The sequence below is a fragment of the Pseudomonas sp. GCEP-101 genome (genome assembly GCF_025133575.1).
Lineage (GTDB): Bacteria > Pseudomonadota > Gammaproteobacteria > Pseudomonadales > Pseudomonadaceae > Pseudomonas > Pseudomonas nitroreducens_B.
In genome coordinates, this window is sequence record NZ_CP104011.1 from 4,955,202 (window position 1) to 4,971,554 (window position 16,353).

At 68.6% G+C, this 16,353-nt stretch carries 11 protein-coding genes; 9 read left to right on the forward strand and 2 right to left on the reverse strand.

Going from position 1 to position 16,353, the window contains the following annotated elements:
• Window positions 1-20: 20 nt before the first annotated feature.
• The 7 genes from map to N0B71_RS22570 all read left to right on the forward strand — a co-directional run bounded on the left by map (window position 21) and on the right by N0B71_RS22570 (window position 9,091).
• Complete coding sequence (gene map / locus N0B71_RS22540) at window positions 21-764, forward strand: type I methionyl aminopeptidase (protein ID WP_259759659.1); 744 nt, start codon at window positions 21-23, stop codon at window positions 762-764.
• A gap of 229 nt (window positions 765-993) precedes the next feature.
• Entirely contained in the window at window positions 994-1,740 is a 747-nt protein-coding gene (locus N0B71_RS22545) for an AraC family transcriptional regulator (RefSeq protein WP_259755023.1), read from the forward strand.
• Between the two features lie 101 nt (window positions 1,741-1,841).
• Window positions 1,842-3,329: an efflux transporter outer membrane subunit gene (locus tag N0B71_RS22550; RefSeq protein ID WP_259755024.1), complete on the forward strand. Its 1,488-nt coding sequence runs from the start codon at window positions 1,842-1,844 to the stop codon at window positions 3,327-3,329.
• Complete coding sequence (locus N0B71_RS22555; protein WP_259755026.1) at window positions 3,326-4,474, forward strand: HlyD family secretion protein; 1,149 nt, start codon at window positions 3,326-3,328, stop codon at window positions 4,472-4,474. The genes N0B71_RS22550 and N0B71_RS22555 overlap by 4 nt, the downstream gene beginning before the upstream one ends.
• Window positions 4,464-5,999: an MDR family MFS transporter gene (locus tag N0B71_RS22560; protein WP_259755027.1), complete on the forward strand. Its 1,536-nt coding sequence runs from the start codon at window positions 4,464-4,466 to the stop codon at window positions 5,997-5,999. Before N0B71_RS22555 ends, N0B71_RS22560 begins: the two co-directional genes overlap by 11 nt.
• Before the next feature lie 123 nt (window positions 6,000-6,122).
• Window positions 6,123-6,386, forward strand: coding sequence for a YgaP family membrane protein (locus N0B71_RS22565; RefSeq protein ID WP_259755028.1), 264 nt, complete (start codon window positions 6,123-6,125; stop codon window positions 6,384-6,386).
• A 158-nt stretch (window positions 6,387-6,544) separates the two neighbouring features.
• On the forward strand, window positions 6,545-9,091 hold the full coding sequence (locus N0B71_RS22570; RefSeq protein WP_259755029.1) for a PAS domain S-box protein: 2,547 nt from the start codon (window positions 6,545-6,547) through the stop codon (window positions 9,089-9,091).
• A 307-nt stretch (window positions 9,092-9,398) separates the two neighbouring features.
• Here N0B71_RS22570 and N0B71_RS22575 read toward each other — a convergent pair whose 3' ends face one another.
• Together N0B71_RS22575 and N0B71_RS22580 are read right to left on the reverse strand one after the other, a co-directional pair.
• On the reverse strand, window positions 9,399-10,022 hold the full coding sequence (locus tag N0B71_RS22575; RefSeq protein WP_259755031.1) for a hypothetical protein: 624 nt from the start codon (window positions 10,020-10,022) through the stop codon (window positions 9,399-9,401).
• A gap of 175 nt (window positions 10,023-10,197) precedes the next feature.
• Entirely contained in the window at window positions 10,198-12,195 is a 1,998-nt protein-coding gene (locus N0B71_RS22580; RefSeq protein ID WP_259759660.1) for a TonB-dependent receptor family protein, read from the reverse strand.
• A gap of 349 nt (window positions 12,196-12,544) precedes the next feature.
• Between N0B71_RS22580 and N0B71_RS22585 the strand changes: the two genes are divergently transcribed.
• Together N0B71_RS22585 and N0B71_RS22590 are read left to right on the forward strand one after the other, a co-directional pair.
• The gene (locus N0B71_RS22585; RefSeq protein WP_259755032.1) at window positions 12,545-14,971 is read left to right on the forward strand and encodes a glucose/quinate/shikimate family membrane-bound PQQ-dependent dehydrogenase; all 2,427 of its coding nucleotides are present in this window, start codon (window positions 12,545-12,547) and stop codon (window positions 14,969-14,971) included.
• Window positions 14,972-15,078: 107 nt separating this feature from the next.
• Complete coding sequence (locus N0B71_RS22590; RefSeq protein ID WP_259755033.1) at window positions 15,079-16,344, forward strand: carbohydrate porin; 1,266 nt, start codon at window positions 15,079-15,081, stop codon at window positions 16,342-16,344.
• The last annotated feature ends 9 nt before the right edge of the window (window positions 16,345-16,353 follow it).

The following is a 16,353-nucleotide window of genomic DNA, read 5'->3' on the forward strand; positions in this document are numbered from 1 at the left end:
CCGCGGCGGAACTGGCGCTGATGGCCGAATCCGGTCGCTTGCTGGCGAAGGTCTTCGGCTTCGTCGATACGCTGCCACTGGAAGGCATGACGACCCTGGAGGTGAATGACCGGGTCGAGCGCTACATCGTCGACGAGCTGCAGGCCAGGCCGGCCAGCAAGGGCCAGTACGGTTTCGCCTTCGTGCTCAACGCCTCGCCCAACCAGGTGGTCTGCCATGGCGTGCCATCCGAGGCGGACCGGCTGCGCGACGGCGACATCGTCAACTTCGACATCACCCTGGAAAAGAACGGCTTCATCGCCGACTCGAGCAAGACCTACCTGGTCGGCAACGTCTCCCCCGCCGCCCGGCGCCTGGTGGACGTCACCTACGAGGCGATGTGGAAAGGCATCCGCGCGGTGAAACCCGGCGCCCGCCTGGGCGATATCGGCCACGCCATCGAACGGCACGCGCGGCAGCACGGCTATACCGTGGTCGAGGACTACTGCGGCCACGGCATCGGCCGCGAGATGCACGAGTCGCCGCAGGTGCTGCACGTCGGCCGCCCTGGCACCGGGCAGGTCCTCAGGCAGGGCATGACCTTCACCATCGAGCCGATGCTCAACCAGGGCCACTCCGGCGTGAAAACCCTGGCGGACGAATGGACCGTGGTCACCCTCGACGGCCAATTGTCTGCGCAGTTCGAACACACGGTGGCCGTCACCGCCAAGGGCGTCGAGGTGCTGACGCTGCGCGCCGAAGAGCGCGCCGCAGGGCTTGCGTAGAACGCGAGAGGGAAGTTTCCGCGCCATATGCCAGACCTGTAGGAGCTGGCCATGCCTGCGACAGCACAACCAATGCCTTTAAGGAAATTGCTGAAATTCCGAAATAATCAGAATTTTATTGCGCACCTGACAAAATACGAGCAATCAAACGCCAGCCTACGTCCCGTCACATTCCCTAGAATGTTCTCCTGCTGCTCTTCCACCTTCCCGGCCCCCAAGGAGGCCCGCGATGACCTGTGCCCTCTCCCTCGAAGCGCTGGCCTACGACCACCACGATGGCGAGGAAATCCTGCCGCACTGCCACAACCAGGCGCAGCTCATCCATTCCCTCTCGGGCGTGATGCTGGTGGCGGCGGCGCAGAAGAACTGGGTGGTGCCCGCCGGCCACGCGCTGTGGGTACCGCCGGGCACCGAGCACCAGATCCGCATGTTCGGCAACGTGCGGATGCGCACGCTGTTCATGCCCGCTTCCACCTGGCCCTGGGGCGGGCAGCAGTGCCAGTTGATCGAGGTAACGCCGCTGCTGCGCGAGTTGCTGGTCGCCGCCAGTGCACTGCCGGCCGGTGATGGCAGCGCCCACCGCCGCCGCTGCCTGCACGAACTGCTGCTGGTGGAGATGGATGCGGCGCAGACGGTCGCCATTCACCTCGCCATGCCCCATGATCCGCGCCTGCTGCGGCTGTGCAACGCAGTGATCGCAGCGCCAGCGGACGAAACCGGCATGGAGGACTGGGCGCAGCGCTTGAACATGAGCAGCCGCACCCTGGCCCGGCTGTTCCAGCGCGAGCTGGGGATGAACTTCGGCGATTGGCGCACCCGCGTGCGCATGGTGCTCAGCCTGCAACGGCTGACCGCCGGCGCCTCGGTGCTGGAAGTGGCGCTGGAACACGGCTACCAGAGCCCCAGCGCCTTCTCCCAGACCTTCAAGCGCATCCTCGGGCAGTCGCCCAGCCACTACCTGGCCGCGCGCAGCTGAGCAGCGTGTCCGTTTCGCGAGGCTGCTTGTCCGCCGCGCGAGAGAGCCGCGGCGGCTGAATCCCTAACCTGCGGAAGTCCGACTACAAGTGACTTCCCGACATGCCCAACCCATCCCCGAAACCGCGACACTCGCTGCTCGCGCTGGCCTGTGCCGGCCTGCTGCTGGGCGGCTGCGCGGCCGTCAGCGAACCCGCGACGCCGCCTGCCCGGCTTTCCCCCGGCGGCGACTGGCAGGCCCTCGCCCGCGGCACCGCTGCCCAGGAGCCGCCCGCCGACTGGTGGCGGCTGTACCAGGACCCGCAGCTCGACCACCTGGTAGCCCAGGCCCTGCAACACAACCAGGACCTGCAAGCCTCCCTCGCCCACGTCGACGAGCTGCTCGCCCTGCTCGGCCAGGCGCGGGCGCAGCGCTGGCCCGCCACCACGCTGAGCTGGCAGACCTTCTACGGCCGCACCGGCGACGACCAGACCCTGGCCCAGGCCACCGACCGCCGCGCCGCTTCGCAGTGGAACCAGGTGCCGGGGTTCGCGCTGGACTACCAGCTCGACCTCTGGGGCCAGGTTCGCCAGTCGATCCTCGCCGCCACGGCCAACGCCGAAGCGGCGCAGGCGGCCCACGACCAGTTGCGCGTCAACGTCGCCGCCGGCACCGCTCGCGCCTATGCCAATGCCTGCGCCTATGCCGCGCGGGCCGCCATCCAGCAGCACTCGGCCGTGACCGTGGAGCGCAGCCTCGACCTCACGCTGCGCCAGCGCCGCGCCGGCCTGGTCACCGAGCTGGAGGTGGACCGCGTGCGCAGCCTGCTGGAGGAAACCCGTGCCCTGCTGCCGCGCCTGCAAGCCGAACACCAGGCGGCGCTGGAAGAACTCGGCGTGCTCACCGGCAGCGAGCCAGGGCACCTGCCGGCGGCCGTGAGCGACTGCCAACAGGTGCCACAGCTCCGCCAGGCGTTGCCGGTGGGCGATGGCTGGGCACTGCTGCGGCGCCGTCCGGACATCCGCGCCGCCGAACGCACGTTGGCGGCCGCCGGGCATACCGTCGGCGTGCGCCAGGCGGACTTCTACCCGAACGTGTCCTTTGGCGCCTCGATCACCTCCTCCGCCGAGCGCCTGCATGACCTCGGCGACCATGAGGCGATCACTTATGCCGTCGGGCCGCTGATCCGCTGGAACTTCCCCAACCTGCTGGCCACCCGCGCCCGCCTCGATGGCGCGCAGGCCCATGAGCGCCAGCAGCTCGCGCGCTTCCAGCAGCAGGCGCTGGTCGCGCTCAAGGAGGTCCGCCAGAACCTGGCGCGCTACCGCGGCGAGATCGGCCACCGCGATGCCCTGGGCAGCGCACTGGACAGCAGCCGCAACGCCTACCGCCTGGCGCAGCTGAACTACCAGGCCGGCGCCCTGGACTTCCTCGACGTGCTCGACAGCGAGCGCGCCATGGTCCGCCTCGAAGCCGAGAAGGCCGAGGCCGACCGGCGCCTGGTCGAGCGCCAGATCGAACTTTTCCACGCCCTCGGTGGCGGCTGGCAGGCAACGCCGGCCGGCGAACCCGCCGGGGTCATCACCGTTTCCACGAGACCCGCGCAATGAACATGGCCGTCGATGAACCGCAAACCGCCGCCGCACCCGCCACAAGGCTCAACAGCAAGCGCCGCCTGATCGGGCTGGGCGGTGGTGTTCTCGCCATCGCCGCCCTGGCCGTCGGCGCTTACTGGGTCAGCATTGGCCGCTACCTGGAGGAAACCGACGACGCCTATGTGCGCGCCGACTGGATCGCCATCAGCCCGAAGGTCGCAGGCTACGTCGCCGAGGTGCTGGTGGACGACAACCAGCGCGTCAGCGCCGGCACGGCGCTGGTCCGCATCGAGGACCGCGACTACCAGGCCCGCCTGCAGCAGGCGCAGGCACGACGCAACGCGGCGCAGGCCGCCATCGCCGCCCAACAGGCCGCGCTGGTGACGCTGGACGCGCAGCTCAAGGAACAGCAGGCGCTGATCGACCAGGCCGCCGCCGACGTCGCCAGCGCCCAGGCCGAACGCCAGCGCGCGCAACTGGATTACCAGCGCTACCGCGACCTGGCGGCGCAGCAGGCCGCCAGCAGCCAACGCCTGGAAAGCGTCACCGCCGACTTTGCCCGGGCGCGCTCGGCACTCAGCCGCGCGGAGGCCGCCGCCAGCCGGCAACGTACCCGCCTGGGTGTGCTCCAGGCCAGCCACGCACAGGCTGCCGCCCAACTGCAACAGCAGCAGGCCCGCGCCGCGGAGGCGGACGCCAGCCTTGCCCTGGCGGAGCACCAACAGGAGGACACGCTGATCCGCGCGCCCATCGACGGCATGGTCGGCCAGCGCCGCGTGCGCCAGCGCCAGTACGTCACGCCAGGCTTGCCGCTGCTGGCGCTGGTTCCGGTGGAGCAGTCCTACGTGGTCGCCAACTTCAAGGAAACCCAGCTGCGCCGGATGCGCCCCGGCCAGCCGGTGGAGGTGCGCGTGGACAGCTTCCCCGATGCCCGCCTGCACGGCCGCGTCGAGAGCGTCTCGCCCGGTTCCGGGGCGATATTCGCCCTGCTGCCGCCGGACAACGCCACCGGCAACTTCACCAAGATCGTCCAGCGCTTCCCGGTGAAGATTGCCCTCGATGCCGACGCGCGCCGACAGGTGCCGATCCTGCCCGGCATGTCGGTGATCGCCGAGGCGGACACCCGTGGCCAAGACGAGGCGCAACGCCATGGCCAGTGATACCGAGAAGACCTCGCTCAAGGCCTGGGTGGCGGTGATCGGCGGCCTGTTCGGCTGCTTCATGGCGGGCATGAACGTCCACGTCACCAGCGCCGCCCTGCCGGAAATCCAGGGCTCGCTGAGCGCCAGTTTCGAGGAGGGCTCGTGGATCTCCACGGCCTACCTGGTCGCCGAGATCGTGATGATCCCGCTGACCGCCTGGCTGGTGGAAGTATTCTCCCTGCGCCGGGTCATGCTGGTGGGGTCGGCGATCTTCCTGGCGGCCTCGGTGGCCTGTTCGTTCTCCCCTAACCTGGCCACCCTGATTGCCATCCGCGTCGTCCAGGGCGCGGCCGGCGCGGTGCTGATCCCGCTGTCGTTCCAACTGATCATCACCGAGCTGCCCGCCTCGCGGGTGGCCATGGGCATGGCACTGTTCAGCCTGTCCAACAGCGTCGCCCAGGCGGCCGGCCCCTCCATCGGCGGCTGGCTCACCGACGCCTACAGCTGGCGCTGGATCTTCTACCTGCAACTGATCCCCGGCGTGTTCCTGCTGGCCGCCGTGGCCTGGGCCATCGCCCCGCAGACACCGCAGCTGGAGAAGCTGCGCCAGGGCGACTGGCTGGGCATCGCCAGCATGATCGTCGGCCTGGGCGCGGTGCAGATCGTGCTGGAAGAAGGCGGTCGCAAGGACTGGTTCGGCTCCGAGTTCATCGTCTGGATGCTGGTGATCGGCGTCGGCGCCCTGCTGCTGTTCATCTACACGCAGCTGTACGGCCGGCGCTCGTTCATCAACCTGCGCCTGCTGGCCGGCTACAACTTCGGCGTGGCCAGCGCGGCGATGTTCATCTTCGGCGCGGCGACCTTCGGCCTGGTATTCCTGGTGCCCAACTACCTGTCCCAGCTGCACGGCTACAACGCCCGGGAGATCGGCATCAGCCTGATCGCCTACGGCCTCGTGCAATTGCTGCTGGCGCCACTGATGCCGCGCCTGATGCGCTGGCTGAACCCCAAGCTGATGGTCGCCAGCGGGTTCGCCATCATGGCCCTGGGCTGCTACCTCGGCGCGCACCTGGACGCCGACAGCGCCGCCAACGTGATCATTCCCTCGACCGTGGTGCGCGGCATCGGCCAGCCCTTCATCATGGTGGCGCTGTCGGTGCTGGCGGTGTCCGGCCTGTCCAAGCAGGAAGCCGGTTCGGCCTCGGCGCTGTTCTCCATGCTGCGCAACCTCGGCGGCGCGGTGGGCACCGCGGCGCTGACGCAGATCGTCTCGCAGCGCGAACGCTTCCATTCCGAGCGCATCGGCGAGCAGGTGACGCTCTTCGCGCCGGCCCTGCAGGAGCGCGTGCAGGGTGACCCCGGCGGGGTATTCGCCCTCAACGAATGGCTGCCGGAGCAGGCCGAAACCCTCGCGCGGCTGGGCGCGCATATCCGCCACGAGGCGTTCCTCATGGCCTACGGCGATGCGTTCTACCTGTCCTTCCTCGCCCTGCTCGCTTGCGCGGTAGCCGCGCTGGCATTGCGCGGCAACCGCAACGCCTAGCGGAATGCGCCGCTGCCAGGAACGCCGTTCGTAACTTCCACTGAACCCGCAGCCCCCTGCCCGCTCACACCCTCAGGGCGCGCTCGGCGCGCCCGTTTCGCCCATGTGCACGGGAGGTCTGAGATGAACGAGCAGAACGTCAGTGGATGGGAGCGCGCCTTGTCCTTGGCAATCGGCCTGGCCGGTATCGGCAAGGGTGTGCGCCGCGGTGGCGTGAGCGGCTGGCTGGAGGTGGCGGCGGCGGTGCTGGTGGTCAAGCGCGGCCTGACCGGGCGCTGTCGGATGAAGGCGCTGCTGGGCGACCTGCAGCAGGCGTCGGTTGCCGAGGTGCACCCCTTGCCGGAGCCGGCCACGCGCCGTGGCCCGGGCCGCACCGGGAAACGCTGAGCGGGTCGCAACGCAGCCAGCCGCTCCGCTTGCCGCCGGCACGCTATAGTCAGCGGTGCCGGCGCCAGGGTGTGGTTCACACCGATGGAACGCGGCGGCTGCTCGTGTGCTCTTAACGACACAGTCCCCTCGCCACGACTCTTGCGGCCCCTGACGACATGGAACAGCTTTCCGACTTCGCCGCCGACCCGGATGTCTCCGCTGCGCACGCCTGCGCGGACGCCGCGGCGGACGTCGCCACCCTCATCCGCACGCGCGACTGGAGCGACTCGCCGCTCGGTGCGCCGGCCAGCTGGTCAGCCAGCCTGCAGACACTGATGCGCACGGTGCTGCCGGTGAAGGCGCAGATCGTCCTGTTCTGGGGCCCGCAATACGTCGCCCTGTACAACGACGCCTACGTGCCGAGCATCGGCGCCAAGCACCCGCGCGCCCTCGGCCGCCCCGCCCAGGAGAACTGGACCGAGCTGTGGGACGACCTCGAGCCACTGCTGCGCGGCGTGCGCGAAACCGGCGAAACCTTCGCCGCCAAGGATCGCCCCTTCTATATCGAGCGCCATGGCGCCGGCGAAACGGTGTACTTCGACGTCTCCTATTCCGCCGTGCGCGATGACGACGACTCCATCGGCGGCGTGCTGTGCATCGTCACCGAAACCACCGAGCGCGTGCAGTTCGAGCGGCGCCAGGCGTTCCTGCTGGAGCTGGGGCGCGCCCTGCCCGCCACCAGCGCCCCCGACCACATCGAAGCCATCGCCGTGCGCAAGCTGGGCGAGGAACTGGGCGCCAGCCGGGTGTTCTTCGGCGAGGACAACGGCGATGGGGTCACCTTCGATGTCGCCCAGGAGTTTCTCGACGGCGCCCACAGTGCGCTGGGCCGCCACCGCTACCGCAGCTTCGGCGGCGAGTTGCTGCGCTCCTTGCAGGCCGGCCTGCCGGTAACGCGGCACTACCGCAACGACGACGGCAACCTGCCCGAAGGCGAAGCGCAGACCCGGCGCGACCTGCAGCTGGCCGCGACCCTGCACGTGCCGGTGATCCGCCATGGCGTACTGGAAGCGGTGCTGGCGGTCCATCACGAACAGCCCCACAGCTATGCCGAGTTCGAGCTGCGCCTGGCCGAGGAAACCGCCAAGCAGGCCTGGACGGCGATCCTGCACGCCCGCGCCGAAGCGGCGCTGCGTGCCAGCTCCGCGCAACTGTCGGCGATGTTCGACCAGGCCAGCGCCGGCATTGCGCTGTGCGACCGCGAGGGGTACTTCAAGCGCGTCAACGAGCGTTACTGCGAGATCGTCGGGCGCTCGCGCGAGGAGCTGTTGCATACCCGCCTGCAGGAGATCGACGAGCTGTCACCGAGCGGCTCGCTCATGCCAAAGGAGATCGTCCGTCGCCATCTGCGCCCCGATGGCAGCGACGTCTGGGTGCAGGACCAGCTCACGCCGCTGCTCGATGAACAGCGCGCCGTCACCGGCATGCTCTGCGTCTGCGTCGACATCAGCGCACGCATCCGCGCCGAGAACGAGCTGCGCGGGGTCAACGAGGGCCTGGAGGAACGCGTGGCCGCCATGGTCGCCCAGCGCGAGACCGCCGTGGCGCAGCTGCACGAGGCGCGCAAGATGGAGATGATCGGCCAGCTCACCGGCGGCATCGCCCACGACTTCAACAACCTGCTGACGCCGATCATGGCGTCGCTGGAGCTGGTGCGCCGGCGCCTGGACGACGAGCGCTCCACCACCCTGATCGATGGCGCGCTGCAAGCGGCCGATCGCGCGCGCATCCTGGTCGGCCGCCTGCTGACCTTCGCCCGCCGGCAGACCCTCAAGCCCCAGGTGGTGTCGCTGCGCGAGCTGGTCAGCGACATGCGCGACCTCATCGAACGCTCCCTGGGCAGCATGATCGAGGTGGTGATCGAGATTCCCGAACGCCTGCCGGCGGTAATCGTCGACCCGCACCAGCTGGAGCTGGCGGTTCTCAACCTGGCGGTCAACGCCCGCGATGCCATGGCCGAGGGCGGCCAGCTGAAGATCGTCGGCAAGGTCAGCGACATTGCCGACGGCCAGTTCGACGGCATCGCCGCCGGGCGCTACGTCGGCCTGGTGGTGAGCGACAACGGCAGTGGCATGAGCGCGCAGACCCTGGCGCGCTGCCTGGAGCCGTTCTTCTCCACCAAGGGCGTGGGCAAGGGCACGGGGCTCGGGCTGTCCATGGTGCAGGGGCTGGCGGCGCAGTCTGGCGGCGGCCTGGGCATTGCCTCGCAGGTGGGCAGCGGCACGCAGGTCACGGTGTGGCTGCCGATCACCGACGAGCTGGCCAGCGACGATGACGGGGAGGTCTTCGACGCGCCGGTGGCGCCGCGGCCGATCCACGTGCTGCTGGTGGATGACGAGGACATGGTGCGCTACACCACGCGCCTGCAGCTGCGCGACCTCGGCTACCAGGTCACTGATGCGCCGTCGGCGGCGGCGGCCATGGCGCTGATCGACAACGGCCTGGTCCCGGACGTGCTGGTCACGGACCACATCATGGCCGACCGCACCGGCGCGCAACTGGCCCAGGACCTGCGCCAGCGCTTTGCCCAGCTGCCCGTGCTGATCATCACCGGCTACGCCAACCTCACGCCGAGCCAGATTCGCGGCTACGAGGTGCTGTCCAAGCCCTTCCGCCGCGCCGAACTGGCCGCGCGCCTGCTGCAGCTGGTGAACCCCGGCTGAGGGTGTGGGGGCGCTGTCGCAGGGGCGGACCTTGTCCGCGAAGGCCGTTCGTGCGCAGCGGGTGTCGGTGCGGGCTGGAGGGAATCGCCTGCCGACGAGGTCGCGGGCATGGCCCGCTCCTACAAGGGAGCGCTGCGGTGCGGGCGCGCGTAGGAGCGGACCTTGTCCGCGAAGGCCGTTCGTGCGCAACGGGTGTCGGTCGCGGGTTGGAGGGAATCGCCTGCCGGCGAGGTCGCGGGCATGGCCCGCTCCTACAAGGGAACGCCTGCGGTGCGGGCGCGCGTAGCCCCGGCCTATCCGTGGGGATTCAGGGGCGAGTCTTCTTCGACGACAGGCCAGGCCGGGCGAACTTGACGATCAGCAGGTTGCCGTCCTTGTCGCGCTTGACCGTCACCTCGGCCACGCGGATGTTCGCCGGCAGCGAGCCCAGCACCTGCTGGGCGCTCAGGCCCGGCTTGATGTACTGGTCGAGCTGCTCGTACAGGCGATAGGTGATGCTGCCGTTGCGCAGCGCGTGGGTCTCGAAGTCGCCGATGGCCTTGGCGTCGGCTTCGGTGCGGTTCGGGTTCAGGGTGTGGGCCAGCACGTCCACGACGTTCTTGTCGTCGGCGATCGCCACCAGCATGTAGGTCTTCGCCACCTGCTGCAGCACGCGGCGGTAGTTCGCGTCGCTGTATTCGCCGTACAGCGAGGCGTCCACCAGTTTCTGCTGGTTGAAGGTCAGGGCCAGGCGGAAACGCGCACCGGCGTACTCGACGTTCTCCTTGCAGCGCACGGTGGCGCCGGTGGACTCCAGGCACGGGGCAAAACCCTGCTTCTCGCCGATGCCCCTCTGCGCCGCGCCATAATTGTACTTGCCGAACAGCGGGTCAGCCGCGCACGCCACGCCCGCCACGCACATCAACAGTGCCCCGATCGCCCATCTGCCCATCACACGCCAACCTCGTTCAATGCAAAGCACGCGAGGATAGAGGATTCGCAGCGCGAATGTTCATCCGATGCCGATGATCGGGCATGGAAGAAGGCAGGTTCGCGAGCAAGCTCGCTCCTACACGCAGCGCCTGCTTTTTGTAGGAGCGAGCTTGCTCGCGAACCACCCGGCACTATCAGTCGAACCGGTACTCCAGCCCCGCCCCCGCATACCAGGAGCGTCCCGGCGCCGCCTCGTAGTAGCGGCCGTTGCTGTCGCCGACGATCACCGAGCCGACGTACTGGCGATCCAGCAGGTTGTCCAGGCGCACCAACTGGTGGAAGGTCCAGGGCCCCACGTGCTGTTCGAAGCGGGTGCGCCAGTTGAACACCGCGTAGCTGGGCGCGGGCTTGTCCTCGTTGCTGTCCTCGACGTAGACCTTGCTGCGGTACTGGCCTTCGACGCCCATGCTGATGCCGTCCTGCGGCTTCCACACCAGCTCGCCGAACAGGCTGCTGCCGGGCACGCCAGGCAGGTGGTTGCCCTTTTCGATGGTGCTGCCGCTCTCGACGAAATCCTCGTCATAGGTGGCGTCGAGACGGGTGTAGGCCAGGTTGGCCTGCCAGTGTTCGGACAGGTCGCTCTGCACGCCCAGCTCGAAGCCGCGGCGCAGCGTCTTGCCGGCGTTCTGGTAGCTGGTGCGTCCGCCGGTGGAGCTGGCGACGACGATCTCGTCGTCGGTGCGGATGTCGAAGATCGCCGCATTGATCCGCGTGTTGCCGGCGACCTTGGCCTTCAGGCCGATCTCGTACTGGGTGCTGGTGGCCGGCTCGAGGCCGAAGTTGAAGCTCTCGGTCAGGCCCGGCGCATAGGCCATCTCGGCCTGGGTCGGGGTCTCGAAGCCCTTGCCGGCGCTGACGTAGCCGTGCAGCTGCGGGGTGAAGGCGTACATCACCGAGAGCGACGGGGTGTTCTGCTGGTACTTCTTCGAACCGCTGGAATCGCCGTTGGCCAGGTAGTGGTCGTCCACTTCCATCTTCATGGTGCTGTGCCGCAGGCCGGCGTCGACAGTCCAGTTGCCCAGCTCCCAGCGCGCCTGCACATAGGGGTCGAGGCTGGTGGCGATGTCGTTCTCGTTGCGCCGCAGCTCGCCCTTCACGCCCAGCTGGTCGCCGCTGAAGTTCTGGAAGCCCTTGCGGTCATCCTCGCTGCGGTCGTAGTCCACCCCCGTGGTGACGGTCAGCTCGCCCGGCACGCCGTGCACCGGCTGGATCCAGCGCAGGGTGCCGCCGTGGAATTCGCGGTCGAAGTCCACGACGCCGCCGCCACGCTGGGCATTGGACACCACGCCCCGCGGGATCGACAGGTACTGCACCACGCTGCGCTGGCCGGCGTAGAGGTTGAACTGCAGGGTGGCGTCGCCGACGTAGCGCTCGTAGTTCATGCCCAGTTGCTGGTGGTCGATGCTCTTGCGCGTGTTGTACAGCTCGGCGGCCGGCGCGACCGAACGCGGGTCGTGCTGGTAGGCGTCCCAAGTCTGGCCCAGCGGGTCCTGGGTGTTGTTCTGCTCCAGGCTGCTGTAGATCAGCGCCATCCGGCTGTCTTCGTCGGGCTTGAAGTTGAGCTTGGCGAAGGTCTGGTCGCGGCGCGCAGCGCTGTGGTCGCGGTAGCCGTCGGTATCCATGCGCGAGGCATCGAGCAGGAAGCCGGCCTGGTCGGTGCCACCCTCGGCAAACAGGTGGTTCTTGTTGAAGCCGTCGCTGCCGACGGTGGATTCGGCGCCGACCTTCGGCGGGCCATAGCCGTCGCGGGAGAACATCTGGATCACCCCGCCGCTGTTGCTGCCATAGAGCGTCGAAGCCGGGCCGCGCAGCACTTCGATGCGGTCGGCGACGTCGAGGTTCAGCGTCGCTGCCTGGCCCTGGCCGTCCGGCGTGCTGGCCGGGATGCCGTCGCTGAGCAGCTTCAGCCCGCGAATGCCGAAGGCCGAGCGCGCGCCGTAACCGCGGGAGGAAATCTGCAGGTCCTGGGCGTAGTTCTGGCGGTTCTGCACCACCAGGCCGGGTACGCGCTGCAGCACTTCGGAGGCGTTGACGCCGAGCTGGCCGTCACCGAGCTGCGGTTGCTGCACGGTATCGATGGAGAACGGCAGGTCGAAGCTCGACACCGGCGCATAGGCCCCCGTCACCACCATGGGCGCGGCCAGCACGTCCTCGGCGGCCTGGGGTTCGGCCGCACGCACCGCCTGGCCATGGGCGACGCCGCAGATCAGCAGCGGCAGGAGCGTGAGCCGGGCGGGCACAGCGGAGCGGGAATCGGGCACGGCAGCTAGGATTCTTCTGTAGGACCGGGCAGCGATGCTGCCAGTCCGGGCGGCTTCTGCACAGGGGCTTCGCGGGCCGGCATGTTCCGGGCGGAGGCGGGAGTCCATCGGGTTCGTCCCGGCGTTTTTTGACAAAAGGCGCATCTTCGACGTTTGTACTATCTAGTTAATTAGCTTGCTAAGAGTATAATCGGCGAATCCAACAGTGAGAACCTTCTGTATGAAACCGATACAGCGTGCCTCCCGCGCGAGCACTTTCCTCCTCCTCGGCCTGGGCGTGGTCATCGCCCTCCTCGGCCTTGCCCTGGCGGCCGGCGGCGTTCGCCTGGTCAGCCTCGGCGGCTCCTGGTACTTCCTCATCGGCGGCCTCGCCATGGCCCTTTCCGGCCTGCTGATTGCGCTGCGCAAACCGGCCGGCGCCTGGCTGTTCGCCGCCTTCCTGGTCGCCACCGCGGTCTGGGCCGTGGCCGACACCGGCCTGGTGTTCTGGCCGCTGTTCTCGCGCCTGTTCATGTTCAGCGCCATCGGTGTGGTGGTCGCGCTGGTCTACCCGCTGCTGGCGCGCTCCGCTGGCCGCGCGGCCGGTCGCGGTGCGTACGGCGTCGCCGGCGTGCTGGCGGTGCTGGTGGCGATTGCCGCCGGCAACATGTTCGTCGCCCACCCCAGCGTCGCCCCCACCGGCAACGGTCCTGGCCTGACGCCGGTGGACCCGGCCCACGCCCAGAAGGATTGGGCGCACTACGGCAACACCGAGGGCGGCAGCCGCTTCGCCGCGCTGGACCAGATCAACCGCGGCAACGTCGACAAGCTCAAGGTGGCCTGGACCTACCACACCGGCGACGTGGCCATCAGCGACGGCAACGGCGCGGAGGACCAGCTGACCCCGCTGCAGATCGGCGACAAGGTGTTCATCTGTACCCCGCATAACAACCTCATCGCCCTGGACGCGGACACCGGCAAGGAACTCTGGAAGAACGAGATCAATGCCCAGTCCAAGGTCTGGCAGCGCTGCCGTGGCATGGCCTATTTCGATGCCACCCAGGCCATCGCACAGCCGACCCAGCCCAACAGCTCGCAGGTCCTCCCGGCCAGCGTCCCGGCGGGCGCCAACTGCCAGCGTCGCCTGCTGACCAACACCATCGACGCGCGCCTGATTGCCGTGGATGCCGACACCGGCGAGTTCTGCCGGGGCTTCGGCCACAACGGCCAGGTCGACCTGAAGGCCGGCCTGGGTGACGTGCCCGACTCCTACTACCAGCTCTCCTCCGCCCCGCTCATCGCCGGCACCACCGTGGTGGTCGGCGGCCGTGTCGCCGACAACGTCCAGACCGACATGCCCGGCGGCGTGATCCGTGGCTTCGACGTCATCACCGGCGCCATGCGCTGGGCTTTCGACCCGGGCAACCCCGACGACAAACAGGCCCCGGCGGACGGCAAGACCTACGTGCGCAGCACGCCCAACAGCTGGGCGCCGATGTCCTACGACCCGGCGATGAACACCGTCTTCCTGCCCATGGGCAGCTCCTCCACCGACATCTATGGCGTGGAGCGCACCCGGCTCGACCACACCTACGGCGCGTCCGTCCTCGCCCTGGACGCCACCACCGGTGCGCAGAAGTGGGTCTACCAGACCGTGCACAACGACCTCTGGGACTTCGACCTGCCGATGCAGCCGAGCCTGATCGACTTCCCGCTGGCCGACGGCAAGACCGTGCCCGCCGTGGTGATCGGCACCAAGGCCGGGCAGATCTACGTGCTCGACCGCGCCACCGGCAAACCGCTCACCGAGGTGAAGGACGTTCCGGTCAAGCCGGGCAACATTCCCAACGAGCCCTATTCGCCGACCCAGCCGCGCTCCGTCGGCATGCCGCAGATCGGCGCGCAGACCCTCACCGAGTCGGACATGTGGGGCGCCACGCCCTATGACCAGCTGCTGTGCCGCATCGACTTCAAGAAGATGCGCTATGACGGTCTCTACACCGCGCCGGGCACCGACCTGTCGCTGAGCTTCCCCGGCTCCCTGGGCGGCATGAACTGGGGCAGCCTCTCCACCGACCCGGTGCATGGCTTCATCTTCGTCAACGACATGCGCCTGGGCCTGTGGATCCAGATGATCCCCTCGGCGAACAAGGGCGCGGCGGCCGGCGGTGGTGAAGCGCTGAACACCGGCATGGGCGCCGTGCCGCTCAAGGGCACGCCCTACGCGGTGAACAAGAACCGCTTCCTCTCGGTGGCCGGCATTCCCTGCCAGGCGCCGCCGTTCGGCACTCTCACCGCCATCGACCTGAAGACCCGCCAGGTGGCCTGGCAGGTACCGGTGGGCACCGTGGAAGACACCGGCCCGCTGGGCATCCGCATGCACCTGCCGATCCCCATCGGCCTGCCGACGCTCGGCGGCACGCTGTCCACCCAGGGCGGCCTGGTGTTCATCGCCGGCACCCAGGACTTCTACCTGCGCGCCTACGACAGCAGCAACGGCCGGGAAATCTGGAAGGCCCGCCTGCCGGTCGGCAGCCAGGGCGGCCCGATGACCTATGTCTCGCCCAAAACCGGCAAGCAATTCATCGTCGTCACCGCTGGCGGCGCGCGCCAGTCCCCCGACCGTGGCGACTACGTGATGGCCTACGCCCTGCCCGACCAGCAGTGAACGCCCAGGCGTAAGCATCCTATCGCGCCCGCCTCGTGCGGGCGCTTCCTTGCGGCGCGGCCCTACCACCGCGCCTTTTTTTATTCGCAGCACGATCAGGAACTACCATGCGCACTACCCTTCGCCTCACGCCCGGCCTGCTGCTGTGCGTCGCCTCGCTACCGGCGCTGGCTGAAGAAGGCCTGCTTGAACGCAACACCCTCACCGGCGACTGGGGCGGCTTGCGCCACCAGCTGGAAGCGGACGGCGTCAAATTCACCGGCGACTACAGCGGCGAGACCGCCTACAACGCCCACGGCGGCCAGCACCGCTCGGCGCGCTATTCGCAGAACATCAAGCTGGGCGTGCAGTTCGACCTGTCGAAACTCTACGGCCTGGACAACGCCGGCAAGGTCCAGCTGACCCTCAATGACCGCCGCGGCAACAGTGCCTCGGAAGAGCTGGTCGGCAACCGCCTGCCGGTGCAGGAAAACTACGGCGGCCTCTACACCCGCCTGACCGAGCTGAGCTACGAGCGCGACCTGGGCCAGGCGGTGAACCTCAAGCTCGGCTACATGGCCATGGGCAACGACGTTGGCGGGCTGGACAGCGGCATCCTCTGCCACTTCATGAACGCCGGCTTCTGCGGCCACCCGCTGAACATGTCCGGCGGCAGCGGCTGGACCAACTACCCCAACGCTCACCTCGGCGCGCGGGTGAAGTACAGCTTCGCGCCCGACTGGCAACTGCGCATCGCCGCCTTCAACGTCGACCCGCAGAGCAACGGCAACTCCAGCCGCGCCTGGCACCTCACGCCCAAGCACACCACCGGCACCGTGGTGCCCATCGAGCTGGTCTACAAGCCCCAGGGCGAGCTGCCGGGCGAGTACAAGCTGGGCTGGTACTACGACAGCTCCGACGCCCAGCGCATCGGCAGCAGCAAGGAGGTGGCCGGTCGCGGCGGCCACTACCTGCTGGTGGACCAGGCCGTGTGGAACGACCCGGCCTCTCGGGGCCGCAGCCTGCACCTGTTCGGCCAGGCCTCGGCCGCCAGCAGCGCCGCCTCGCCCTTCACCAAGTGGTACGGCGCCGGTGTCGTGCTCTACAAGCCGTTCGATGCCCGCCCCAAGGACAGCCTCGCGCTGGGCTATGGCCGCGCCGTACCCAACCCGCGCAGCCGCGACGTGCAGCAGGACAACGCCTACGCCAATGGCCAGGACTACCCGAACCTCGACAGCGGCGAACAACTGATCGAGCTGAGCTACGGCTACCAGGCCACTCCCTGGCTGACCCTGCGCCCGGATCTGCAATACGTCATCGAGCCCGGCGCCTTCTCCGGCCAGGACATCGACAATGCCCTGCTGCTGGGCCTGCAGGTGAAAGCGAGCTTCTGAAACCTTCCT

What these genes read in the sequence shown, in the direction of transcription:
- map (WP_259759659.1), top strand. Translation starts at nt 21, where the DNA reads ATGGCCGAATCCGGTCGCTTGCTGGCGAAGGTCTTCGGCTTCGTCGAT.
- N0B71_RS22545 (WP_259755023.1), top strand. Translation starts at nt 994, where the DNA reads ATGACCTGTGCCCTCTCCCTCGAAGCGCTGGCCTACGACCACCACGAT.
- N0B71_RS22550 (WP_259755024.1), top strand. Translation starts at nt 1,842, where the DNA reads ATGCCCAACCCATCCCCGAAACCGCGACACTCGCTGCTCGCGCTGGCC.
- N0B71_RS22555 (WP_259755026.1), top strand. Translation starts at nt 3,326, where the DNA reads ATGAACATGGCCGTCGATGAACCGCAAACCGCCGCCGCACCCGCCACA.
- N0B71_RS22560 (WP_259755027.1), top strand. Translation starts at nt 4,464, where the DNA reads ATGGCCAGTGATACCGAGAAGACCTCGCTCAAGGCCTGGGTGGCGGTG.
- N0B71_RS22565 (WP_259755028.1), top strand. Translation starts at nt 6,123, where the DNA reads ATGAACGAGCAGAACGTCAGTGGATGGGAGCGCGCCTTGTCCTTGGCA.
- N0B71_RS22570 (WP_259755029.1), top strand. Translation starts at nt 6,545, where the DNA reads ATGGAACAGCTTTCCGACTTCGCCGCCGACCCGGATGTCTCCGCTGCG.
- N0B71_RS22575 (WP_259755031.1), bottom strand. Translation starts at nt 10,022, where the DNA reads ATGGGCAGATGGGCGATCGGGGCACTGTTGATGTGCGTGGCGGGCGTG.
- N0B71_RS22580 (WP_259759660.1), bottom strand. Translation starts at nt 12,195, where the DNA reads ATGGTGGTGACGGGGGCCTATGCGCCGGTGTCGAGCTTCGACCTGCCG.
- N0B71_RS22585 (WP_259755032.1), top strand. Translation starts at nt 12,545, where the DNA reads ATGAAACCGATACAGCGTGCCTCCCGCGCGAGCACTTTCCTCCTCCTC.
- N0B71_RS22590 (WP_259755033.1), top strand. Translation starts at nt 15,079, where the DNA reads ATGCGCACTACCCTTCGCCTCACGCCCGGCCTGCTGCTGTGCGTCGCC.